This window comes from Erysipelothrix inopinata, from assembly GCF_014396165.1.
Taxonomy (GTDB): Bacteria; Bacillota_I; Bacilli_A; order Erysipelotrichales; family Erysipelotrichaceae; genus Erysipelothrix; species Erysipelothrix inopinata.
Window position 1 is genome coordinate 1,261,948 of record NZ_CP060715.1, and the last position, 21,497, is coordinate 1,283,444.

Consider the following 21,497-nt stretch of genomic DNA (forward strand, 5'->3'; position numbering starts at 1 on the left):
GCCAATAGTAGCCCCGGAAACTACTTTTGGTTTAGGAGGAAAATAACATGCGTCAAACAACTATGACGAAACCAGCAGAGGTTGTGCGCCAATGGTACATTGTTGATGGAGCAGATATGACTTTAGGTCGTTTATCAAGCGAAGTTGCAACAGTATTACGTGGAAAACACAAACCAACATTTACACCAAACGTTGATTGCGGAGATTATGTGATCGTTATCAATGCCGACAAGATTAAAGTGAGTGGAGATCAAGAATACAAAAAATTCTACTACAGCCATTCATCATATCCTGGAGGATTAAGAACACGTTCAACTCGCGTTATGCGTGAACAATATACTGTAGAATGGGTTGAAAAATCAATTCACGGTATGTTACCACATACAAAATTAGGAGACAAACAACGTACACACTTGTTTGTTTACAAGGGAGATAACCACCCTCATGCAGCTCAACAGCCAATTGAAATGGTTATTAAGGGATAGGAGACAATATGACACAAAAGAAAAAGAATGCTGTAACATATTTAGGTACAGGACGTCGTAAGACATCTGTTGCTCGTGTTTATCTAACTCCTGGAACAGGTGTGATTACAATTAATCACAAATCAATCGAAGAATATTTACCATCAGAATTGTTACAAATGGTTGTTCGCTCACCATTTGAAGCAACTGCTACACAAAACACATTTGACGTTAAAGTTAATGTATTTGGTGGCGGACTTACAGGTCAAGCCGGAGCAATCCGTCACGGTATCTCACGTGCTTTATTAGAAGCATCAGCAGATTACCGTCCAGCACTTAAGGCAGCTGGATTCTTAACACGTGATCCACGTGCTAAAGAACGTAAAAAACCAGGTCTTAAGAAAGCTCGTAAAGCTTCACAATTCTCAAAACGTTAATCTCAAAGATTATCAAATTTGGAAACTCTCACTCTTGTGGGAGTTTTTTTGTTTTCTATGTGTGGGAGAAATCTAGGGAAGTATGATATACTAGCTCCATAAAAGAAAAGGGTGGATATAATGGGGGAAATACAAGAAAATAAAGTAATAATTTTTACTGATGATACTTTGAATGTTGAGGTAAATGTTAGTCCAGAAGAAGATACAGTCTGGCTATCTTTGAATGATATTTCTGAATTATTCGATAAAAATAAATCAACAATTTCTCGACATATTAATAACATTTTTAACGAAGGTGAATTGGATAAAAGTTCAACTGTTGCAAAAAATGCAACAGTTCAAAAGATACAGTTTGGTTAAATAGAAATCAAATTGCAACACTGTTTGAAAGAGATGTAAAAACAATTGGTTAACATATTAATAATATTTTAGTGGAGGAATTGGATCGTGAAGCAGTTGTCGCAAAATTTGCGGCAACTGCTTCCGATGGGAAAGTATATCAAACGGATTTTTATAATCTCGATATGATTATTTCAGTTGGTTATCGAGTTAAGTCTAAAAGAGCAACAAAATTTAGAAAATGGGCTACTTCGGTACTAAAAGAATATGCAATTAAAGGTTACGTGCTAAATGAAACTAAAATTAATTATGAAAAACAATTGCAATTGATAAAAATTTTAGAAAGAACCGATAACCAAATTGAATCAAAAGAAATACTGAATATTCTTGAACAATATACATTAGATTTGCAACTTCTTGATGACTATGATCATCAAAGAATTGCAAAACCAAAAGGAGTTTCATCAACTTATGTTCTAAAATATGACGAGTGCAAAATGTTTATTGATGAGATGAAACGTGAACACGAATCAGATGTTTTTGGTATTGAAAGAGAAGGGGCTTTTAAGTCGAGTATAGGAGCAATTTACCAAACTTTCGATAACGAAGAGCTATACCCGTCTGTGGAAGAGAAAGCATCTCATCTCTTATACTTTCTTGTAAAAAATCATGGATTTATAGATGGAAATAAAAGAATTGCTGCTGCATTATTTGTATATTTTTTGGACAAAAATAATGCGCTAATACAAAATGGTATGCCAATAATTGATAATAAAACTCTCGTAGCACTGACGATTTTACTTGCTGAATCAAATCCAAATGAGAAAGAATTATTAATCAATCTTATTATGAATTTATTAAGATACTAGAATCTTTGATGTTAAATTGTAAATATAAGTAAAAGTCGTAAATACTGTGTTGTATGCATTATGTCTCTAAGTGAATCTAGTCAATCCACTTATTTTACGTTGATGGGCATATTGCCAAGCCTAATAGTTGAAAGAAGCTGTAGGCAAAAACGATGTTGCGACATCAAGGCCTGGAGGAAGTTGATTGCTGTATATTGAAACAAAGCGTATCAAACCGAATTGGCTCATAAGACGGATATCGCTGCCTAAAGTGATCAAGTTCAAAAAATCAGAATAATCATATACGTTATGTCAGCCGTGAACTGAATTCTTGAGTTTCATAGTATGCTAAAGTATGATGGTTTTGTATGATGGAGATCTTCATAGGTTCTTTGAGGTTCCTAACATAGTAAGACTTTATCGCCTAAAGGATTTTTTTGGGAGGAATAGATGAAAATATTATTACTAAAAAGAATTAAATCGTTTGTAGATGTTCTATCAATAATAGTTGTTAACTTGATTTCAATCTATGCTATATTCGAAATAATTGAAAAAGTACCAACAAACAGTTCCTTGTTGACAGGTTTTACATTACTGTTTTTATACTTGAATTTTGTAAACATTCAAGTAAGGGTGGCGAAGGAAAGAAAAAAATCCCTTTTAAGAAGAATTCATAATTAATCTATTATTCACTAATACCGCTAAAAGACTGCATAATTTGACAATGCAGTCTTTTGTCCTTATACTTTTAGAGGAGGTAGAGCTTTGAATATATTTATTAAACTAGGGTTAGTGTTGGTTTTTGGTTTTATGGGAGGAAAGCTTGCGAGCAAACTGAATCTTCCAAATGTTACGGGGTATTTAATTGGAGGGATATTTTTAGGAACATCCTTTTTTAATGTCATTACCCAAAGTGATTCACAAGTAATCAATTTCATCAATGAGTTCACATTATCTGCAATCGCATTTAATATTGGAGGTGAGTTCTTGTGGGACACGATTAAGAAATTAGGAAAAGATGTTGTGATTATTACCATAGCAGAAGTTATTGGTGCGGTAGTGATTGTCTTTATTCTGATGTACTTTATAATGGGTCAAGATTTTGTATTTAGTCTTATGGTGGCATCTATGTCGGCAGCAACAGCACCGGCAGGTACGATGCTTGTAATTAAGCAGTATCGCGCTAAAGGGCCTATGACTGATATGATATTGCCTATCGCAGCACTTGATGATGCTTTAGGGATTATGGTGTTTGGACTTGCTTTATCGTTATCCAAAGTTGTATTGGGTAAGGTGAGTGGGTCTACATTATCATTAGTATTGGCACCATTCATAGAAATTGCTGCATCATTATTATTGGGGTTTGTTATTGGATTTATCCTCTCAAGAATTTCCAAACATATTAAGTCATCGCAAGAGTTAGTAGTGGTTATAATTCTTACGTTATTGCTTACATCAGGTCTTTCAATGTTACTGAACTTGAGTTCATTGCTGTGTGCCATGATGGTAGGTGCAACTTATATAAACTTGGGACAAAACCCTTCGAGAACATTTAATGCAATTAATAATTTTGTTCCACCTTTTAACATTCTATTCTTCGCGTTAGCAGGGTCGTCATTAGATTTATCGATACTGACAAATATTGGATTAATTGGTATTGTATATGTAATGGGTAGAATGTCAGGGAAAGTTCTAGGAACGCGCTTAGGGGCTGTCAGTGTAGGAAGCTCAGAAACTATAAGAAAATACCTTGGATGGGCACTATTACCTCAAGGAGGGGTTTCTATTGGACTCTCAATGATAGTAAGTGCTCAGTTACCAGAGTATCGCGAAGAAATAGTCGGACTCATCTTATTTTCAGTGTTAATATTTGAAATAATTGGCCCGATACTCGCGAAGATATCGATTACTAAAGCAAAAGAAATTACAGTTTAGGAGGATCATTATGAACGTTCTATTTATTGTACTAAATCAAGTTGATACTTTAGAAGATGTTTTAACATCGTTGACACAGGTAGGAGTTCGAGGTGCAACTATCTTGGATTCTCAAGGTATGGGATCTGCGATTTATGAATATGACAATCAAATGAGTGCACTCTTCGGTTCCTTGAAATCACAATTTGATAGAGAACACCCATACAATAAAACTATCTTTACCGTGATTGAAAATGAGACACTTTTACAACAGGCGATGGATGCTGTTGCGAAAATTGTTGATGTGGATCAGCCTAACCAAGGAATGATGTTTACGATTCCCGTGGGTAAAGTTGTCGGTTTACGTAAAGAATAATTATTGAATCCTCAATGTTTCAAAAATGTTGAGGATTTTCTTTTTAATTATTTATATTTGGCTTCGGAAATAGTAGAAAAGACCGTCTTTTTAAGCGTATTTAAAGACATTTAAAATTAATTTAAACTTTTTACAAATTCATGTTGACACTGTCAATTCTTAATGGTATATTATTAAGGCAGTCAAGGGAATGGGCCTGTAGCTCAGTTGGTTAGAGCGCACCCCTGATAAGGGTGAGGTCGCTGGTTCGAATCCATTCAGGCCCACCATTCTTATTAACTGTATCTTCTAAATTTGGGGTTTTAGCTCAGCTGGGAGAGCGCCTGCCTTGCACGCAGGAGGTCATCGGTTCGATCCCGATAAGCTCCACCAAATTTATAAATTACAAGCATCTCAATCGAGATGCTTTTTTTTATATTTTGTGATGATGTTGTTTTCTGAATTCAGATGGAAGCATGTTATAGTGTGCTTCAAATATACGTGCGAATGATTTCTTATTTGGAAATCCTGCATCATAGAGAATTTTTATAAGAGGATCATCTGTATTGATAATTAGGTATACGGCATGTTCAAGGCGTAAGTAATCGAGATACTCCTTATATGTTTGATTCATATACTTTTTAAACAAGCGACTTATGTGTTGAGGTGACAATGGATAATGTTGACTTAAATCAGCAAGTGTAATGGGTCGGGTATAGTTTTTATGGACATAAAGTAATATGTCAGTAAATATTTGAGGGAAGTTCCCTTGCCAATTCGGAATATTATCGGCTTCAAGTTCAGAAATTTTGAGGTAATACTCATAGAAGAAAGTATCTAACGCAGCATTGAAACCAAAACGATCAATTTTTGAATAACAATCCATAAGCTTATATATTTGATTTATAGCATCTGTTAATTTATAACTATTAAACTGGTAAAAGCTACTTACGTAGGGAAACCAAGAAATATTCTGTACGACATAACGCCCTGATACAAAAAGAGTTAGAATTTCAGTTTCTTCAAGTACCTTTATTTGGTGATGAGTCATATAAGGTATCAATATTGTATCTTGTGGTGAAACTTCTCGGTTACCATCTTTATCATTAATCTGAAATTTTCCAGAAATACAATGAATAAATATGAGCGAATCACATTGTTTCTCTTCGATATGAAATTTATCATAAATTTCTTTTAATGCCAGTATCTCATGGTTATCATGATATTTATATTGAATGATATTTGATGGTTGTGTAAGGAGCTCATGGTAAATATCTTTAATTGTTTTGATTGCGGAATCCATTCTTTTACCTCTCTAAGTGAAAGTAGAGACTTCTTTCACATTCTAACGGTTCTTTGTTTGTATTATAACATGTTCAAAGATTATGTCCGGATACGACCCCTCTCATGTTCTAATTTGACCCTAATCGTAATTATTCTAGTGATATAGTTCGAATAGAGAGGAAACATGAATCATGTTTATGAGGTGAATCTATGAAAGTATTTATAATTGGCGCTACAGGATTGTTGGGAAGTGAGGCAGCACGTCAACTTATTGATGCAGGTCATGAAGTATCGGGCTTAGCACTTCCTCCAATCCCAACAGGTGCTCCAATTCCTAAAGAAATGACTTTAAAATTCGGAAACTATGCTGAATGTAGTGATGCGGAAATGGCAGAATATCTAAAAGATATGGATGGTATTGTATTTGCGGCAGGCGTTGATGAACGCGTGGATTGCCCATCTCCTGTTTATGATTTTTTCAAGAAGTGGAACATTGACGCATTGCAACGTATCTTAAAGATTGCGAAAGAACAGAAGGTAAAGCATGCTGTTGTATTGGGATCGTACTTTGTACATATGAATCGTAAATTTCCAGAATTTAATCTTTATGAATCACACCCTTATATTAGAAGTCGTGTTGATCAAGAAGAACTTGCAATATCTATGGCTGATGCATCATTTGATGTTGCAGTGTTAGAACTTCCATATATCTTTGGAACACAACCAGGACGTAAACCTGTCTGGACATTATTAGTGGATTCAGTGAGAGCAACTCCTGACGTTACCTATTACCCAACAGGCGGAACCACGATGGTTACAGTCAAACAGGTCGGACAGTCAATAGTAGGTGCCTTAACGTTAAATAAGGGAGGAAACTTCTATCCAATTGGATATACAAATATGACATGGAATGATTTGATGGGTGAAGTACACAATGCAATGGGATTGAAATCAAGACCTATCTATAATATTACTAAAGATCAATATATTGCCTCAGTAGAACCTTTACAAAACGAACTTGAATCTAAAGGACTCGATTCAGGTCTCAACATGGTCAAATTTGCGGATCTTCAATTTTCAAATATGTTTATTGATAAGAATGAAGGTAGCACACAACTGGGAGTTACTGAAGATGATATCATTGAAGCAATTCACGATTCAATTCGTTTAAGTATCGATGTTGTGGATGCTAATGTCGAAGTAATCGATATGAAAGTAGATTAGAAACGTTACATATTCATAATTAAATCAAAGAGGACGCGTCCTCTTTTTTAATATATATTACTTGAAACGTGATATGATAAAAGCAAATAAGAGGTATGATAACATGAAATTAGGAGAAGGCATTCGATTGAATCGACTCAAGTTAAATTTAACTCAAGATGATCTTGCTGATCAGCTTTTTGTTTCTCGCCAGACTATTTCAAAGTGGGAACAGGGAAATACGTATCCTGATTTATCAAACTTGATTCGTTTGGCAGAAATTTTTGAAGTGAGCATTGATGAATTGGTGACAGGTGATAAGTTTATTAAAAAACCATTTGTTATTGGAATCAAACCTAATCGTAAAATATTTTTAAAGAAGTTCTTTTGTAATCAATTTGTATTTTTAACGATGAGTTCAACAATGTTTCTGGCGTTAGGTATTTGGTCAATATTCTTTAATAACAGTGTAACGCTTGAGAGTACGTTTGCCTATCGTGTCCCAATTAATATCACTGTTGGACTTCTTCTAAGTTTTGCTATATTTGCACTATACAGTAGCAAGATCTATCCTTACTGGATGATTGCTGATGAAGGAATTTATTACATGGGACCCTTAACCTATCAACAATCTTGGAAAAGAAATTTGAGTCTTTTATTCCATGATACTGATGAGTCATTTTTGAGTGTAATACCTTATCATGATATTGAATCAGGAATTATCACATATGAACCGCGTGCGTATCAGGACAAGGATATTATTGCAATCCCTCAAGCGTACAATAATCCGACGGTTGCGATGTACTATATCATGCAAGCGCCTTTATATATTGCTTTGAAAACAAAAGATACCGTGATTAATCTGGATTTGAAAATCGATTATTACCGCGGAGATCAGGCCCTGTTTCATTACAACATTGAAATATTGCGCTACCTCAACAATCGCAATATAAAAATAAGTGATCCAGATAACATCATCGAAAGAGTTTTATCCGGCGAAGACCTTTCATAAAAAAAGAACATGTTCAACTTAGAACATGTTCTTTTAGTATTATACTTTGATTAACTTTTTCTCTAGATAACTTAGAGAAACATCAGCAAGTATTGCCATTAAGGCTGTTGGTAGTGCACCAGCCCATACAATGGCGCTCCCGTTGGATACGTTGATTCCGCGAGTGATTATGTCTCCCAGACCTCCGGCCCCTATAAAGGTACCTATAGCGGTGATACCGATAGCAAGCACAAGAGCATTCCGGATTCCCCCAATAATAATTGACATGGATAATGGTAATTCAACTTTAAGAAGAATTTGACGTGACGTCATTCCCATTCCTTTCGCAACGTCAAGAAGTTGAGGTTGAACATTAAGTACGGCTGTATAGGTGTTTTTCACTATTGGTAAAAGGGAATATAAAAATACAGTCATCACAACAGTATTGGGTCCCAGTCCCATCACGATCATTAAGATTGAAAGCATTGCCAGTGATGGAATGGTTTGGATGACATTACCAATTCGGATAACCCACGGTGCAAGTTTCCGGTGGCGTGCAATCTTGAATCCTAATGGAATAGCAACGATTGAAGCAAATAAGACACCATAAATTGATATTAGAAAGTGTCGTAGAAATTGTTCTAAGACGAGGTTCCCGTTTGTTGCATAATATTGTAATATTTCTGAAATCATTGAGCACTCCTTTCTTGGTACCAAGAATACCCATCACGCTGTGATAATGGCGTTGGTTGTACCGATTCAAAGTAGTTATTCTCTTCTAAGAATTGCTGTGCAACTTTCTTAGGTTCAATCTTTAATTCATCTGCTTTTCGATTTAAGCCTTGCATGACATCTTGAGGTATCTGGTTTTCTAATTTTAAGAATACCGTTTCTAACTCAGGATGTGCTTCTAGGAGCTTGATGGAAAGTAGCGGACTTGCATCATAGGGCGGAAAGAGATTTCTATCATCTTCTAAGATTACAAGATCATAAGCTTCAATACGACCATCGGTTGAATAACCGAGTACAGCTTGCATTTCATCAACTTGAAGAGCGTTATAGACTAAACCGATTTCCATGGGATAAAGGTTCGTAAAACTAAAGCCATATAGTTCTTTAAAGGATTCATAACCATCACCCGGACGATCAATCCATGATGAGTCTACTCCGACTTTAAGGGTAGATGACAGATTTTCAAAATCACTAACTTTAGAGAGATTGTTTTCTTCAGCAAACTTTCGTGTCACCATGAATGCATACGAGTTTTCAAATCCGTATGATGGAAACCAGAGCATTTGGTAACGATTATAGTATTCTTTTTGTACGGTTTCCATTGCCAGTTTAGGATCGGTAATTGGATCCATGTGAAGCTCACCAGTTAATGATGTCCCAGTATACATTGCCCCCGCCACGTTAGCATCGTTTCGAGTTAAGGCTTGATAGATAAGTAAGGTTGATCCGAGATTGTTAATTTGAGAGACTTTAACGTCTGGAATATAGTGTTGTGTCATTTGAACCAGAATTTCTGTCAGAATTTGTCGTTCTGTTGTGTTCCCACCAGCAATAACAATATCGTTGGATTGAGCATTCGCTCCCAAACCCGGTAGCGTACATCCTGTTAACAGTGTTAATGAAAGAAGCGTTATGATAAATTTTTTCATAATGATTCTCCTCCCTTTCGTTCTGTCTTCGGTGTCCAAGCAATTTCTACTTTTTCAAGAATTAAATCGATGATGAAAGCAAGAATGATTATCGGAAAGGTACCCGATAAAATAAGTGTCATATTAAAATTATTGAGACCACTAAAGATAAGATCACCCAAACCTCCTGCCCCAATATATGAAGCTAGGGTTGTCCATGCAAGAACAAGCGTAGTTGAAAGTCTGACCCCAGACATAATTACTGGGAAGGCAAGTGGGACTTGGACAGCCTTAATTTGTTGAAATGGATTCATTCCCATTCCTTTCGCAGCATCGACAATACTGGAATCTACGGACTGTACTCCAAGAAAAGTATTTCTTAAAATTGGGAGTAACGAATAAATACATAATGCGACAATTGCAGGTTTACGTCCAACCCCCATAATGGGAACAATCATTGCTAGTAATGCAAGTGATGGAATTGTTTGAAGGACCGAGGCAATCGCAATAACAACGGATGAGAGTCGTTTGCTACGACTGATAATAACACCAAGAGGAATTGCGATAAGACATCCCAAACCCAATGCTGATAAACTAATGATAAGATGTTGTCCTATCTTAGTTATGAGTGTGGGTAGTAGTGCTATAAAATCATTCATTTAAATCACCTTCGTATGTAGAAGCTGCCAGAGCTTTATCAGAAAGTTCCATATCTGCATCCTCATCAGCTTGAGGTTCATAGTCTTTCCATAACGCGTCGTAAACAGCTTGTACAATCGCACCACGAGTTACAATTCCTACAAGACGTCCTTTAGAATCAACAACTGAAATATTTCGATGACCTAATTCTTGAACATAATAAATAGCATCACGAATCGTTGTATCATTTTGAATATAAGTAACTTTCTTCATAATCGTACTCACTTTTTCATTGCGGTTTTTGACTTTTGTTAAGGCACGAATATCAACACGACCAATTAAAACATCATCTTTATCAACAATTAAGATATCATCGACTTTTGTTTTACGCATGCGTATTGCAGTATCACGGATTGTCATATCATCCGTTACTTTAATCGGATCAATCATCAATTTCTCAACGGATTCGTACTCAAAAATTGCCTGTTGAAGGCGTTCTTCACCAATTAAGTGCCGTACAAAATCATTAGCAGGATTAATTAGTATTTCTTCTGGCGTACCTTGTTGGATAACTTCACCTTTATCCATGATTACAATTTTATCTGCCATGGCTAAAGCTTCGTCCATATCATGTGTTACAAAGACAATCGTTTTATTCATATCTTTTTGAAGCTGTTTAACAAATCGTTGCAATGCATCACGAGTAATCGGATCCAATGCCCCAAATGGCTCATCCATAAGAATAATGGATTGATCCGCAGCCAAAGCACGAATTACCCCAACACGTTGCTGCATACCACCACTTAATTCCGAAGGATAGGCTTCAAGAAGCGTTTCAGGTAAGTCAGCACGTTCCATCAACTCTAAAGCTTTTTGTCTTGATTTCTCCTCATCCCATTTTAATAGTTTTGGAACTAAAGTTATGTTGTCATAAATTGTCATGTGCGGCATTAAACCGATTTGTTGGATAACATATCCAATTTGACGTCTCAGCTGAACTTCATTGATTGTTTTAATATCAACACCATTAATCAAGATTTGTCCTGTACTTGGATCAATCATTCGGTTGATCATACGCATGGTTGTGGTTTTACCACTTCCTGACGTTCCAATGAAGCAAACGAAAGATCCTGTCTCTATCTGAATATTTACATTATTTACGGCAGATTTAGTCCCGAATGTTTTGCATACATTTTTGAATTCAATCATAATCTTACTTCCTCCAATAGCAATGATGAACATGACTCGGAGACTTAAAATTAAAAGTTTTAATAAAAAAGAACATCAATATGTTCTCTATAGTTTATCGTGACATCATGTCATGCATTGGTAGGATAATTATATCACTGTGATGATTTTTTGCAAATTTCTATTAAATCAATGAGATTTTCACGGTGTTTTTCACAAGCAGTAGAACTCTCAGACATACAAACTTTAACTTAAATAATTGAGTGCTCAAATCCTCTTAATAACGCTTAAATTGGGTTTTAAAAAAGATATAATTAATAAGCGTAATAATTTCAGGAGGCTTTATGAAAAAAATATTAGGATGTATTGTTGCTTTATTATTAGTTACAGGTTGTCAAAGTAAACCTAAGGAAGAACTTCAAACTTTAAAAATTGGAGTGATGCCTGCGGTGGATACAGCACCCATTTTTGTTGCTATTGAAAATGGATATTTTGAGGAATTAGGATTGAAGTTGGAAGCAGATGTTTATACGAATGCTATGAATCGTCAAGCTGCACTTCAAAGTGGGGAACTCGATGGTGCGATGACAGATGTTATTGCTTTAGTTAATAATGTTGATAATGGTTTTGAAATGAAAGTAACACTTTCTACAGATGGCGTCTTTCCAATTCTAACTTCACCAAAATTCGAAGAAAAATCGGATATTAAAGTAGGCATGATGGAAGTGAGTGTTACAAACTACTTAAGTGATGAGTATTTAAGTAATTACACCATTAATAAAGAATATATAAATGAAATTCCTGCTCGACTAGAATTAGTAGCGAAAGGTGGATTGGATATGGTTGTTGTTCCTGAACCAGTAGCATCTCAAGGGGAAGCAAATGGACTGAAGAAAACAGTATTTGAATCCAAGGATAATTTCTCTCCGGATGTGATGATTTTTACGGATAAAGCAATTAAAGAAAAAAATACCGAAATTAAGAAATTCCACGAAGGATACAATAAGGCTGTCACTGAAATTAATAAAAATCCAGAACTTGCACGTAACGTATTAGTGCAAAAACTAGATTTAAAAGAAGAAGTTTCAAAACTTATGGTTTTACCAACTTACCATGAAGCACGCGTTCCAGATGAAGCGTTTGTAAATAAAATTATTGAGTGGAATAATCGAACTCTTAATACTGATGTGAAGGTTAGCTATAAGGACTTGGTTGACCCACAGTTTACAAAATGATTGATATCAATGCGTTAACTGTTAGGTATGGAGAACAGTCTGTTATTGAAAATCTTAATCTACACATTCAAAAGGGGACGATTTGTACTCTAATTGGACCTTCGGGTTGTGGTAAAACGACGCTTTTGTATTGTATCGCTGGACTTAAAAAAGGGAATCAAGGAGTCATTGAAATTGATGGTGAAACTCTCAATGATGTTCGTTCAAGTTCGAGCTTGATTCTTCAAGATTACGGTTTGTTTCCTTGGAAAACAGTTGCGGATAACATATCTTTTCCATTGAAATCTAAAGGGTATGCAAAAGATGAAATCAATCATAAACTTCAAAGTACTCTAGACAAACTGGGACTTAAGGGACTTGAAAATCGCTATCCTACTGAGCTCAGTGGTGGTCAGCGTCAGCGTGTCGCTTTGGGCAGAAGTCTCATCTTGGAACCAGATCTACTATTGATGGATGAAGCGACATCGGCTCTTGATTCGATAACAAAAGAAGCCATACAAGATCAAATACGAGATTTGTCTGCTCAAAATAAGTTAACAGTATTGGTGGTTACGCATAATATTGAGGAAGCTGTCTTTTTAGGAGATCGCATTTTAGTGATGAATCAAGGCAAAATTACCCATGACCTAAATAATGATTTAGATCGAAGTGATGATGCACGGAGTTCCGAAGCGTTTCATCAACAATGTTTGAAGGTTAGAGGATATCTCAATGAAACAATTTAAGACCAAAGGGCTGTCAATTCTCTATGGGTTTGGTATGGTGTTATTGTTTTGGTGGCTTCTTTATATATTACTTGATACTCCTGCGATACCTAATCCAGGTGCTACCATCACTCAAACACTAAAAATATTTCCAAATCAACTCGCTTACCATCTTTGGGTCAGCCTAAAACGAATTGGTTGCGCAATTCTTTTTGCGGCTCTGGTTGGTACAACGCTGGGCATCACGATGGGTTTAAATCAACGCTTTGACCAAGCACTATCTCCGATTGTTTATATCCTTTATCCATTACCTAAAATTGCATTTTTACCGATATTTATGATTTTATTTGGTCTAAACGAACTCCCTAAAATTATCTTAATCTTCGTAGTGATTGTCTTTCAATTTATATTATCTGCGAAAGATGCCGTGAAAGAGATACCAGTTTCGTGGTTTGACTCCTTCCAATCACTCGGTCTACAAAAAAGAGATGCTTTGAAACATCTTATTATACCGGCAATTCTACCGCAATGGTTCACAGCACTTAGAAGTAGTGTTGGAGTAAGCATTGCAGTCCTGTTTTTCGCGGAAAATTTTGCGACTAGCTATGGTATTGGCTACTATATTATGAATGCATGGGCTATGGCTAATTATGTCAACATGTTTTGCGGTATAACGGCTTTAGGCGTACTGGGACTTCTTATTTTCATGGTAATTGATTGTATAGAAGCTAAGGTTTGCCATTGGAAAACGATTGAAACGAAAATGAAACGAGAAAGTATACAGGCCTAATTCTTCGGATTTAGGTCTTTTTTGATATAGAAACAAGGATATTTGATGAAATCAGTGTGACAAAACAATGAGAAAGTGTATTTTTAGTGTTTAGAGTGTATACACGCATTTTTATATCTTTGCAATTACTTTATACTATAGTTAGCAATACGGTATTTTGACATGGGGATGATAAGGAGGAGAATATGAGTGTCTATATCGATAAAGTAATTGAAATGATTGATTTAAGTCAAAACTTACCATTGAATCAAATTATTTATGATGGATTACGAACTGCAATTATTACGGGTGTGATTCCAATGGGGGAACGCATCAATGAAAAATACTACGCTGAATCATTAAATGTGAGTCGTACACCAGTACGAGAAGCATTGCGTAGAATCCAAGACGAGGAAATTGTGGAATACATTCCTAATTATGGTATCGTCGTTTCAACTTTTGATGTTGAAGATGTAAAAGAGATTTACCAGATCCGTACTGCATTGGATATCTTAGCCGCAACTAATGCGATGAAACTAATGACTGAAGAAAAAGCAATAAAGATGGAAACATTGCTCGATAAAACAGATGAAGCACAACGAAACCATGATGTAGAAGGTGTCATTGAAATGTCGAAAGAATTTAATACGATGATTTATGAGTTTGCGGAAATGCCGCGGCTTGAGTCAATTCAAAATCGACTCCGTGACTATTTAATGCGTTTTCGTGATATCTCTTTAACAGCAGATAAACGTCGTGAACGTGCCTTGGCAGAACACCGTCTTATTTTCCGTTGCCTTAAAAATGGCGATGTTGAACAAATGCGTCTTGTTATTGCGGAACATTTAATGCTGTCAGAAGAATTTATTCTTCTCGAACTTGAGAGACAAACTAAAAAATGATTGACATTGATAAACTTGTATCGTGTGCGACAAAGGCTTTGGTTGTGGAAGTAAGTCTTTATCCCAAACCAGGATTGGTTGATCCTGTTGATTCGGGTGCACACCAGGATATGGATTACATTACATTCATGGAAAGTTGTTTCGCATTAATTCCAGGATTTAAAATATACATCGAAACGGGTATGAATCATCAGGGTGACTTAAAAGAGCTCTTTAATCTTATTCGTGAAATAGGGATGGAAAATGAATCGCGAATGTTTTCAGCGACTGAAAATGTAAATACACATAAAGGCGCAAACTTTATGTTCGGAATCATTTTAGCGGCCATTGGTTATCTTGATAACCCTACCTTATTGGAACTTCAAGACGCGATTAAAACTATGACTGCAGGACTTGTTGATAATGAACTTAAAGATCTACAAGAATACCGCACACATGGTGAAAAGATGTTCCAACTATATGGCTATACAGGCATTCGTGGTGAAGTAGAAAGTGGAATTCCGCATGCTTTTAATGTTGGATATCCAATTTTAGCTAAAAAGGACAGATCGTTTGATACGCGTCTCAAACATGCCTTACTTGCAATCATGGCATCCAATGATGATGCAAATATGCTAAAACGGGGTGGCTATAAAGGACTTCAAACAGGAAAAGAATGGTCTCGAAAAGCATATGACAATTTGAATCAGCATTTATCAGAAATGAATGCAAAATTTATAGAAGATAATTTGAGCCCAGGAGGAAGTGCGGACTTACTTGCTGTATCGATTTTCCTTTATTACTATCAAAAAGAAATTATAGAAAAAAATAACAGGTAGAGATACCTGTTATTTTACGGATGCTGTATATATTTTAAATTTAATGTTATCAAACGATTTGAAGAGATTCTCTACGTCTCTGTATTTCTTTAAGCTTTTGAATTTATAAACATGTTCATTATTCTTAGGGTTTGAGTACTCTAGCTTGCCCATTTCATTAAGCTCTGATATTTCATCATCACGAAGCTTTCTGCTTAATATAAATATAAATGTGAGGGTGCCTGGATAATCGATGGCGTCAGTTGTAAGTAAGAGTGGTTTGTAAACATTCTTCTTAAATTTACGTGCTTGCATGTAATTAATAAAGAAGAAAGAAATAAAACCAGCAAGGAGCCAACCTGATAGGGATCGCGGGAAAATGTTTGTCCAGATAAAGATGGCTTGAATGACTGCGAGTACAATCGATGAATTGGTTATAAATTGATTGAAATCTAAGAGTTGTTGGTTATAAAAAATTGCGAGTAAATCGGGGATAGTTCTTCAAAATTTTGTTTTTTACCAGCAGAATAAGAAATGGTAACATGTGAAGAAGTGTGTTCGGTAACAGAAACAGCTTGAGCACGTTGTGGTGCGTTTTTCTCGATGTATAACGTTACTTCTTGAGGGGTGTCACTCTTTTTGAAGAAATAAAAACCATATTTTATCTTGGTTAATGTATATCCCTTCGTGTATTTGCTATGTAAAAAATCTTGAATTTCTTGAGGTGTATCAAAAAAACGAATGCGGTTGATCATAGGTGTTCGGTTGTATTGATAGCAATACATTCCTTTCTATATATTGTTATCTTTACGATATCATAATTTATTTCTGATAGCTATGTAAGTCGAACAGGATTTATCTAAAAAACATATTAAATACAACAGATACTTAATAAGTACACTTCAAGTATCAGAAAAGTGTTAGGATTAAATTAGGAGGTATACTATGAACCCACTTAGTATTCATCAATCATTCCGTACAACTATTGAGACTGCTTTTTACCATAATCATGTAAAGTGCCTCAATTCGAGATCTGATATTTATGACTTGGCTTGCCAAGATCCAGCGAGCATTGTAACTGATATCCCTGTTCATCATACCCAAGAACTCGGACTTCCTAAGAATGCCAAGGTACTTGTTGATAATAATGGCTCTATTGTTGGTCGAACTGCTTCTGCACGGGTTATTGTTACTGGAAATAAGAATATGCAAGAACTTAAAGTACTGCAAGATTGTATCAGGGCGAATCATGAAAGAACATTCTATAAAACGGATATCCACATTGGTCTGAATGAAAATTTTGAAGTGAATGCTCATGTTATGGTACCTGATAACCAAATCAACAATCTTTATAATACAGTTATAAACTTTGAGTCGGGGTTAATTGAAAACCCTAAAGAAACGCTTTATTTGTATGTTGATGCAAACTGGCGTGATCCAAATTATCCACATGGTTTGGTTGTATTGGATCCTGAAAGTCATGTGGGAGCTGTACTTGGATTAAATTATTTTGGAGAAATTAAAAAAGCACTTCTCTCATTAACATGGAATGCATCAAAACTATATGGATATATTCCCTGTCACGGAGGTGTGAAATATCTCCGTCACAAAAATCGAGAAGAAACAATTGGTGTATTTGGATTATCCGGATCGGGAAAGTCTACGATTACGTTTTCAAAACCTAAACATGCTGATGATGTCCAAGTATTACATGACGATGCTTTTATAATTCATGAAGAAAATCTCAGTACCATAGCTCTGGAACCGTCCTATTTTGATAAAACGGCAGATTATGCAATGGATCATCCCGATATTGCTTCGTTTATAAGTGTGCAAAACAATGGAGTCACAAAAGATAAGGATGGCAATCTTGTCTTGGTTACAGAGGATATCCGAAATGGCAATGGGCGTTGTATTAAATCGCGCTACGCAAGAGAAAACCGTGTTGATTATATTGAGACACCACTCACTCGTATTTTTTGGATTATGCGTGATGATGCATTTCCACCATGTATTCAAATTACCGATCCAGCCCTAGCAGCAGTTATGGGAGCAACACTCACGACAACACGTAGCAATGCTGAAAATACCAAGGAAGTTGGAAAGCTTGTAATTGAACCCTATGCGAATCCATTCAGAATTTATCCATTGGTTGAGGATTATCAGCAGTTTAAGAATCTATTCTCAAAACAAAATGTAAAATGTTATGTTTTAAATACAGGATACTTCGATGGAAAGAAGGTAACTCCTGAAACGACATTTGATGCGATTGATCAAATTCTAACTGAAACAGGTGAGTTTGAACCATTTGGTTCTACAAAAACAATGAAATATTTGGTTCAAGAAAACTTCAAACCGGATATAAATTCACAAAGTTATCTTGAGAAAATTAAGAAGACCTTTGAATTGCGTCATAATTTCCTTGCAGATGCGAATGCTTGGACATGGCTTCCACAGGAAGCACATGAGAGCATTAAGGCTATTTTAAGCGGTTTATAAAAGAGGGACAATGTTTGTTCCTCTTTATTTTTATAACATTTAAAATGCAAATGAATTCTGTGTCACGCAGTGTTCACGAAGTGTTCACAGTGTATATTAGATGTTTTTTAGTCGTTAAACCCATTGATGTAAACGCTTTCCAATATTATGATGTGAATACATTCTCAAAGCGAGAATATCCGAAAGGGAGGAGAAGAAATTATGTTTAATGCAATAACTATTCTGGCATGGACAATGATTATAGTATTCTTATTCTTAATTATGAAAAAGAAACTATCACCATTTACTGCTTTGATTATAGTACCTTTGGTATTTGCATTGATTGGTTCATTTATGGGATTGTATACAGATCAGATTATGGAAGTAAAGAAATTAACTGATGCGTCTACAATTGGATTTATGGATCAAATTTGGATTTTGGGTGACTTTGTTCTTGGAGGTATTAAGAAAACCTCGACAACAGGAATCATGTTACTCTTTGCAATATTCTACTTTGCTTTGATGTTAGATGCAGGGATGTTTGACCCAATTACGAAGTTGATGATTAAATTTGCGAATGGGGATCCACTTCGTGTCTTAATAGCTACAGGGGTTGTTGCTGCAGCGGTATCACTAAATGGTGATGGAACGACGACAACACTGATAACCTGTACGGCATTTATACCACTTTATAAGAAACTTAATATGAAGATGATGAACTTGGCTGTTATGGTTATCTTGATGAACACCATCATGAACTTACTACCATGGGGTGGTCCTACAGCACGTGTTATCTCTGTATTACCAGAATTAAACGGTATGGATTCCCAAGTTCTTCGCGCATTAACACCAGGAATGGTTATTTCCGTTATCTATATGATGGGTGTTGCGGTATATCTAGGACTCCAAGAACGTAAACGTCTTGGTATCAAAGTTCTTGATGAAAAAGAACTTGCTGACCTTACAACAATTACAGATGAAGAAGTCCTAAAGATGCGTCGTCCTCATTTGTTCTGGCCTAACTTAATTCTTACAATTACAATTATTACATTATTAATGATGGAAAATACTTTCCCATCAGTATTCCTATTCTTAGTAGGTACTGTTATCGCATTAATGATGAACTATCCTAAACTTAAAGATCAAAAAGTGCGACTTCATGAAAACTCAGGTGATGCCGTTGCGGTTGTTATCTTAGTACTTGGTGCAGGGGTCTTTACCGGTCTCTTTACAAGTACAGGAATGTCAGATGGTCTTGCATTAAGTTTAACTAAGATGATTCCAACAAGCTTCGGACGCTTCTGGGGACTTGTAGTTGCATTCTTATCAGCACCTGGAACATTCTTCTTATCAAACGATGCATTCTACTATGGTGTTCTTCCAGTATTAACAACAGCTGGAGAAAGCTATGGTTGGACACAAATGGAACTTGGAGTGGCTTCCTTACTTGGACAAGCATTCCACTTACTCAGTCCACTCGTTGCCTTTATCTATCTCTTGTTACAAATGACAGGATTGGATATGGGAGAATGGCAAAAAGAATCAGCTAAATGGGCATGTGGTATCTTTATTATCTTCATTGTCACAGCAGGCTTAACAGGAGCAGTACCATTCTATAAATAAAAGTATAGCTGGTATCACTACCAGCTATCTTTGTTATTAACGCTTAATACCAGATAAGAAACGTTCCTTTACCCATACACTTAATAACATTGAGATCGTATCGGTTGGGATGAACGTAAACCAGTAAGCAACAAACAATTTACTTAAAGGAATTGAAACACCGCTATTCATCTTTACGTTGAAATATAGAATTGGAAGTGCAATAGCATAAAGTACAATTTCACTTGCAATGAATGCGAGCCATTTCTGTTTCTTCGGGAGACGATTGTAGAGGGTGTTGAGTGTTAAGGCCATTGGAATGAATCCAAGAATGAACCCAAATGTAGGGGACATAAAGACTTGAATGCCAGACATTCCACCTGCAAAAACAGGGAGACCAATCAATCCAAGTAAAATATAGATTAATATCGCAAAAAATGTTTGTTGAAATGTCAATGTTAATGCGGTAAGACAGATTGCAAATACCTGTAAAGTAAAAGGTATAACGGGTAAGGGAATTTTGATAAATGCAGAGATTGCAATAAAGCATGCGAACAACGCTGCAAGTGATAAATCTTTAGCTTTCATGTTTGAATTTTCCTCCAATACTGACTTCTCCAGAGTAGAGCAGTCTTTCATTACCATGATTATCTTTAACAAGAAGATGTCCTTGATCATTAATATCTACAGCGGTTACTGCTTGTTTTGGATCGTTATTAATCCAAACTTCTTCACCAAGAATGAAGCAAGCTGTACGATATTCATCCAATAATTTCTCACGACTATCTGGTAATGAGTTATAAATTTCGTAGAAATTATTAGCGATAGCTGCAACACACTCGTTGCGATCAATGGCACGGGTAGTGTGTTTATCGATTGAGGTATAAATATTTGAAATTGAATCGGGAATATCATTGTCTGTAAAGACATTGATACCAATTCCCAATACTAAATATTTATAACTTTGAGATTCAAGAATGATCTCACCTTCTGTTAAGATGCCGGAAAGCTTTTGATTGTTGATGTAAATATCGTTAAGCCATTTGATTTGAGCATCAATATCAAGACATTGCTTGAGACTCTTGATGACAGCAACTGCTGCAGCAAGCGTTAAAAGTTGTGTATCTTCGAGATGGGTGGTCGGTCTTAAGATAAAACTCATGTAGACACCGTTTTGAGAAGGAGAGTAGAAACTTCTTCCCATACGACCCCGACCCGCGGTTTGATTATCAGAAACAATCAAAACATCACTCAGATTGGAATCCTTGGCGAGATCTTTAGCATACGTATTCGTTGAATCAACAGATTCAAGATACTCGATGCCACGCAAAGTATTGGGATTAAGTAATGACTCAATGTAGGAAACGGAAATGTTATTATTTCGTGATAAAAGTTTATAACCCTGATTTCGAACAGATTCAATACAATAGTTTTTAGATTTAAGTTTTTGGATTTCTTTCCAAACGTTAGCGCGAGTCATTGATAAAGCGTTCGCAATTAATTCGCCACTGACGAATTGGTCAGGATGTTCTTCCAAGAATTCAAGAACAGTTTTCATAATAGTGCCTCCATTTATTTTCTACAGAATATCATGATAACGATTGATTGTAAACCACATGTGAAACGTAAGTTTACAATAGGGTGTGTTTTAAGTGTTTATACACGTAAAGAACACTCAAGATGTATCGTGGTAAATTGGGAGAGACTA

At 35.8% G+C, this 21,497-nt stretch carries 24 protein-coding genes and 2 tRNA genes; 17 read left to right on the forward strand and 9 right to left on the reverse strand.

Features of this window, described 5'->3' with window-relative positions:
• The first annotated feature begins 47 nt into the window (after window positions 1-47).
• The 8 genes from rplM to H9L01_RS06170 all read left to right on the forward strand — a co-directional run bounded on the left by rplM (window position 48) and on the right by H9L01_RS06170 (window position 4,750).
• Window positions 48-485 (forward strand): 50S ribosomal protein L13, encoded by a 438-nt coding sequence (rplM, locus tag H9L01_RS06135; protein ID WP_187533099.1) that lies wholly within the window; start codon window positions 48-50, stop codon window positions 483-485.
• An 8-nt stretch (window positions 486-493) separates the two neighbouring features.
• Window positions 494-901, forward strand: a complete 408-nt coding sequence (gene rpsI, locus H9L01_RS06140) for a 30S ribosomal protein S9 (RefSeq protein ID WP_187533100.1) — start codon at window positions 494-496, stop codon at window positions 899-901.
• Between the two features lie 120 nt (window positions 902-1,021).
• Complete coding sequence (locus tag H9L01_RS06145) at window positions 1,022-1,261, forward strand: virulence RhuM family protein (RefSeq protein ID WP_187533101.1); 240 nt, start codon at window positions 1,022-1,024, stop codon at window positions 1,259-1,261.
• An 80-nt stretch (window positions 1,262-1,341) separates the two neighbouring features.
• On the forward strand, window positions 1,342-2,109 hold the full coding sequence (locus H9L01_RS06150) for a type II toxin-antitoxin system death-on-curing family toxin (RefSeq protein ID WP_223151002.1): 768 nt from the start codon (window positions 1,342-1,344) through the stop codon (window positions 2,107-2,109).
• Window positions 2,110-2,853: 744 nt separating this feature from the next.
• Window positions 2,854-4,023, forward strand: a complete 1,170-nt coding sequence (locus H9L01_RS06155) for a cation:proton antiporter (RefSeq protein ID WP_187533102.1) — start codon at window positions 2,854-2,856, stop codon at window positions 4,021-4,023.
• Window positions 4,024-4,033: 10 nt separating this feature from the next.
• On the forward strand, window positions 4,034-4,378 hold the full coding sequence (locus tag H9L01_RS06160) for a P-II family nitrogen regulator (RefSeq protein WP_187533103.1): 345 nt from the start codon (window positions 4,034-4,036) through the stop codon (window positions 4,376-4,378).
• Between the two features lie 192 nt (window positions 4,379-4,570).
• Window positions 4,571-4,647: transfer RNA gene (locus tag H9L01_RS06165), tRNA-Ile, on the forward strand.
• A gap of 27 nt (window positions 4,648-4,674) precedes the next feature.
• A tRNA-Ala gene (locus H9L01_RS06170) sits at window positions 4,675-4,750 on the forward strand.
• A gap of 40 nt (window positions 4,751-4,790) precedes the next feature.
• Here the strand turns inward: H9L01_RS06170 and H9L01_RS06175 are convergent.
• Window positions 4,791-5,660 carry a helix-turn-helix transcriptional regulator gene (locus H9L01_RS06175; RefSeq protein WP_187533104.1) on the reverse strand — a complete coding sequence of 290 codons (870 nt, stop codon included), beginning with the start codon at window positions 5,658-5,660 and terminating at the stop codon, window positions 4,791-4,793.
• A 191-nt stretch (window positions 5,661-5,851) separates the two neighbouring features.
• On the opposite strand from H9L01_RS06175, the gene H9L01_RS06180 reads away from it, so the two are divergent.
• Window positions 5,852-6,865, forward strand: coding sequence for an NAD-dependent epimerase/dehydratase family protein (locus tag H9L01_RS06180; protein WP_187533105.1), 1,014 nt, complete (start codon window positions 5,852-5,854; stop codon window positions 6,863-6,865).
• A gap of 103 nt (window positions 6,866-6,968) precedes the next feature.
• Window positions 6,969-7,856 (forward strand): helix-turn-helix domain-containing protein, encoded by an 888-nt coding sequence (locus H9L01_RS06185; protein ID WP_187533106.1) that lies wholly within the window; start codon window positions 6,969-6,971, stop codon window positions 7,854-7,856.
• 39 nt (window positions 7,857-7,895) lie between these two features.
• Here the strand turns inward: H9L01_RS06185 and H9L01_RS06190 are convergent, their stop codons facing one another.
• From H9L01_RS06190 to H9L01_RS06205, 4 genes are read right to left on the reverse strand one after another with little or no spacing between them, the layout of a single operon-like run.
• Window positions 7,896-8,528, reverse strand: coding sequence for an ABC transporter permease (locus tag H9L01_RS06190; protein WP_187533107.1), 633 nt, complete (start codon window positions 8,526-8,528; stop codon window positions 7,896-7,898).
• Window positions 8,525-9,496 (reverse strand): osmoprotectant ABC transporter substrate-binding protein, encoded by a 972-nt coding sequence (locus tag H9L01_RS06195; RefSeq protein ID WP_187533108.1) that lies wholly within the window; start codon window positions 9,494-9,496, stop codon window positions 8,525-8,527. The genes H9L01_RS06190 and H9L01_RS06195 overlap by 4 nt, the downstream gene beginning before the upstream one ends.
• On the reverse strand, window positions 9,493-10,134 hold the full coding sequence (locus tag H9L01_RS06200) for an ABC transporter permease (protein WP_187533109.1): 642 nt from the start codon (window positions 10,132-10,134) through the stop codon (window positions 9,493-9,495). The genes H9L01_RS06195 and H9L01_RS06200 overlap by 4 nt, the downstream gene beginning before the upstream one ends.
• Window positions 10,127-11,323, reverse strand: a complete 1,197-nt coding sequence (locus tag H9L01_RS06205; RefSeq protein ID WP_223151003.1) for an ABC transporter ATP-binding protein — start codon at window positions 11,321-11,323, stop codon at window positions 10,127-10,129. Before H9L01_RS06205 ends, H9L01_RS06200 begins: the two co-directional genes overlap by 8 nt.
• A 323-nt stretch (window positions 11,324-11,646) precedes the next feature.
• On the opposite strand from H9L01_RS06205, the gene H9L01_RS06210 reads away from it, so the two are divergent.
• The 5 genes from H9L01_RS06210 to citG all read left to right on the forward strand — a co-directional run bounded on the left by H9L01_RS06210 (window position 11,647) and on the right by citG (window position 15,730).
• Complete coding sequence (locus tag H9L01_RS06210; RefSeq protein ID WP_187533110.1) at window positions 11,647-12,537, forward strand: ABC transporter substrate-binding protein; 891 nt, start codon at window positions 11,647-11,649, stop codon at window positions 12,535-12,537.
• Window positions 12,534-13,262, forward strand: coding sequence for an ABC transporter ATP-binding protein (locus H9L01_RS06215; RefSeq protein WP_187533111.1), 729 nt, complete (start codon window positions 12,534-12,536; stop codon window positions 13,260-13,262). The genes H9L01_RS06210 and H9L01_RS06215 overlap by 4 nt, the downstream gene beginning before the upstream one ends.
• On the forward strand, window positions 13,249-14,031 hold the full coding sequence (locus tag H9L01_RS06220) for an ABC transporter permease (RefSeq protein ID WP_187533112.1): 783 nt from the start codon (window positions 13,249-13,251) through the stop codon (window positions 14,029-14,031). Before H9L01_RS06215 ends, H9L01_RS06220 begins: the two co-directional genes overlap by 14 nt.
• A 185-nt stretch (window positions 14,032-14,216) precedes the next feature.
• On the forward strand, window positions 14,217-14,912 hold the full coding sequence (locus H9L01_RS06225; protein WP_187533113.1) for a GntR family transcriptional regulator: 696 nt from the start codon (window positions 14,217-14,219) through the stop codon (window positions 14,910-14,912).
• Window positions 14,909-15,730 carry a triphosphoribosyl-dephospho-CoA synthase CitG gene (citG, locus tag H9L01_RS06230; RefSeq protein WP_246448935.1) on the forward strand — a complete coding sequence of 274 codons (822 nt, stop codon included), beginning with the start codon at window positions 14,909-14,911 and terminating at the stop codon, window positions 15,728-15,730. The genes H9L01_RS06225 and citG overlap by 4 nt, the downstream gene beginning before the upstream one ends.
• 9 nt (window positions 15,731-15,739) lie before the next feature.
• Here citG and H9L01_RS06235 read toward each other — a convergent pair whose 3' ends face one another.
• Window positions 15,740-16,024: a hypothetical protein gene (locus H9L01_RS06235; protein ID WP_187533114.1), complete on the reverse strand. Its 285-nt coding sequence runs from the start codon at window positions 16,022-16,024 to the stop codon at window positions 15,740-15,742.
• A gap of 137 nt (window positions 16,025-16,161) precedes the next feature.
• On the reverse strand, window positions 16,162-16,464 hold the full coding sequence (locus H9L01_RS06240; RefSeq protein WP_187533115.1) for a hypothetical protein: 303 nt from the start codon (window positions 16,462-16,464) through the stop codon (window positions 16,162-16,164).
• A 190-nt stretch (window positions 16,465-16,654) separates the two neighbouring features.
• Between H9L01_RS06240 and H9L01_RS06245 the strand changes: the two genes are divergently transcribed.
• Both H9L01_RS06245 and H9L01_RS06250 read left to right on the forward strand, forming a co-directional pair.
• Window positions 16,655-18,208, forward strand: coding sequence for a phosphoenolpyruvate carboxykinase (ATP) (locus H9L01_RS06245; protein ID WP_187533116.1), 1,554 nt, complete (start codon window positions 16,655-16,657; stop codon window positions 18,206-18,208).
• Between the two features lie 201 nt (window positions 18,209-18,409).
• Window positions 18,410-19,810, forward strand: coding sequence for a CitMHS family transporter (locus tag H9L01_RS06250; RefSeq protein WP_187533117.1), 1,401 nt, complete (start codon window positions 18,410-18,412; stop codon window positions 19,808-19,810).
• Between the two features lie 36 nt (window positions 19,811-19,846).
• Here the strand turns inward: H9L01_RS06250 and H9L01_RS06255 are convergent, their stop codons facing one another.
• Together H9L01_RS06255 and H9L01_RS06260 are read right to left on the reverse strand one after the other, a co-directional pair.
• Complete coding sequence (locus H9L01_RS06255; protein WP_187533118.1) at window positions 19,847-20,377, reverse strand: biotin transporter BioY; 531 nt, start codon at window positions 20,375-20,377, stop codon at window positions 19,847-19,849.
• Window positions 20,367-21,347, reverse strand: coding sequence for a biotin--[acetyl-CoA-carboxylase] ligase (locus H9L01_RS06260; protein WP_187533119.1), 981 nt, complete (start codon window positions 21,345-21,347; stop codon window positions 20,367-20,369). The genes H9L01_RS06255 and H9L01_RS06260 overlap by 11 nt, the downstream gene beginning before the upstream one ends.
• Between the last annotated feature and the right edge of the window lie 150 nt (window positions 21,348-21,497).

Excerpts from the sequence above, each read along its gene's own strand:
- H9L01_RS06240 (WP_187533115.1), bottom strand. The coding sequence starts at position 16,464 with ATGATCAACCGCATTCGTTTTTTTGATACACCTCAAGAAATTCAAGAT.
- H9L01_RS06235 (WP_187533114.1), bottom strand. The coding sequence starts at position 16,024 with ATGCAAGCACGTAAATTTAAGAAGAATGTTTACAAACCACTCTTACTT.
- H9L01_RS06245 (WP_187533116.1), top strand. The coding sequence starts at position 16,655 with ATGAACCCACTTAGTATTCATCAATCATTCCGTACAACTATTGAGACT.
- H9L01_RS06190 (WP_187533107.1), bottom strand. The coding sequence starts at position 8,528 with ATGATTTCAGAAATATTACAATATTATGCAACAAACGGGAACCTCGTC.
- H9L01_RS06160 (WP_187533103.1), top strand. The coding sequence starts at position 4,034 with ATGAACGTTCTATTTATTGTACTAAATCAAGTTGATACTTTAGAAGAT.
- H9L01_RS06210 (WP_187533110.1), top strand. The coding sequence starts at position 11,647 with ATGAAAAAAATATTAGGATGTATTGTTGCTTTATTATTAGTTACAGGT.
- H9L01_RS06185 (WP_187533106.1), top strand. The coding sequence starts at position 6,969 with ATGAAATTAGGAGAAGGCATTCGATTGAATCGACTCAAGTTAAATTTA.
- H9L01_RS06255 (WP_187533118.1), bottom strand. The coding sequence starts at position 20,377 with ATGAAAGCTAAAGATTTATCACTTGCAGCGTTGTTCGCATGCTTTATT.
- rplM (WP_187533099.1), top strand. The coding sequence starts at position 48 with ATGCGTCAAACAACTATGACGAAACCAGCAGAGGTTGTGCGCCAATGG.
- citG (WP_246448935.1), top strand. The coding sequence starts at position 14,909 with ATGATTGACATTGATAAACTTGTATCGTGTGCGACAAAGGCTTTGGTT.
- H9L01_RS06260 (WP_187533119.1), bottom strand. The coding sequence starts at position 21,347 with ATGAAAACTGTTCTTGAATTCTTGGAAGAACATCCTGACCAATTCGTC.
- rpsI (WP_187533100.1), top strand. The coding sequence starts at position 494 with ATGACACAAAAGAAAAAGAATGCTGTAACATATTTAGGTACAGGACGT.
- H9L01_RS06195 (WP_187533108.1), bottom strand. The coding sequence starts at position 9,496 with ATGAAAAAATTTATCATAACGCTTCTTTCATTAACACTGTTAACAGGA.
- H9L01_RS06180 (WP_187533105.1), top strand. The coding sequence starts at position 5,852 with ATGAAAGTATTTATAATTGGCGCTACAGGATTGTTGGGAAGTGAGGCA.
- H9L01_RS06220 (WP_187533112.1), top strand. The coding sequence starts at position 13,249 with ATGAAACAATTTAAGACCAAAGGGCTGTCAATTCTCTATGGGTTTGGT.
- H9L01_RS06225 (WP_187533113.1), top strand. The coding sequence starts at position 14,217 with ATGAGTGTCTATATCGATAAAGTAATTGAAATGATTGATTTAAGTCAA.
- H9L01_RS06205 (WP_223151003.1), bottom strand. The coding sequence starts at position 11,323 with ATGATTGAATTCAAAAATGTATGCAAAACATTCGGGACTAAATCTGCC.
- H9L01_RS06250 (WP_187533117.1), top strand. The coding sequence starts at position 18,410 with ATGTTTAATGCAATAACTATTCTGGCATGGACAATGATTATAGTATTC.
- H9L01_RS06215 (WP_187533111.1), top strand. The coding sequence starts at position 12,534 with ATGATTGATATCAATGCGTTAACTGTTAGGTATGGAGAACAGTCTGTT.
- H9L01_RS06175 (WP_187533104.1), bottom strand. The coding sequence starts at position 5,660 with ATGGATTCCGCAATCAAAACAATTAAAGATATTTACCATGAGCTCCTT.
- H9L01_RS06200 (WP_187533109.1), bottom strand. The coding sequence starts at position 10,134 with ATGAATGATTTTATAGCACTACTACCCACACTCATAACTAAGATAGGA.
- H9L01_RS06145 (WP_187533101.1), top strand. The coding sequence starts at position 1,022 with ATGGGGGAAATACAAGAAAATAAAGTAATAATTTTTACTGATGATACT.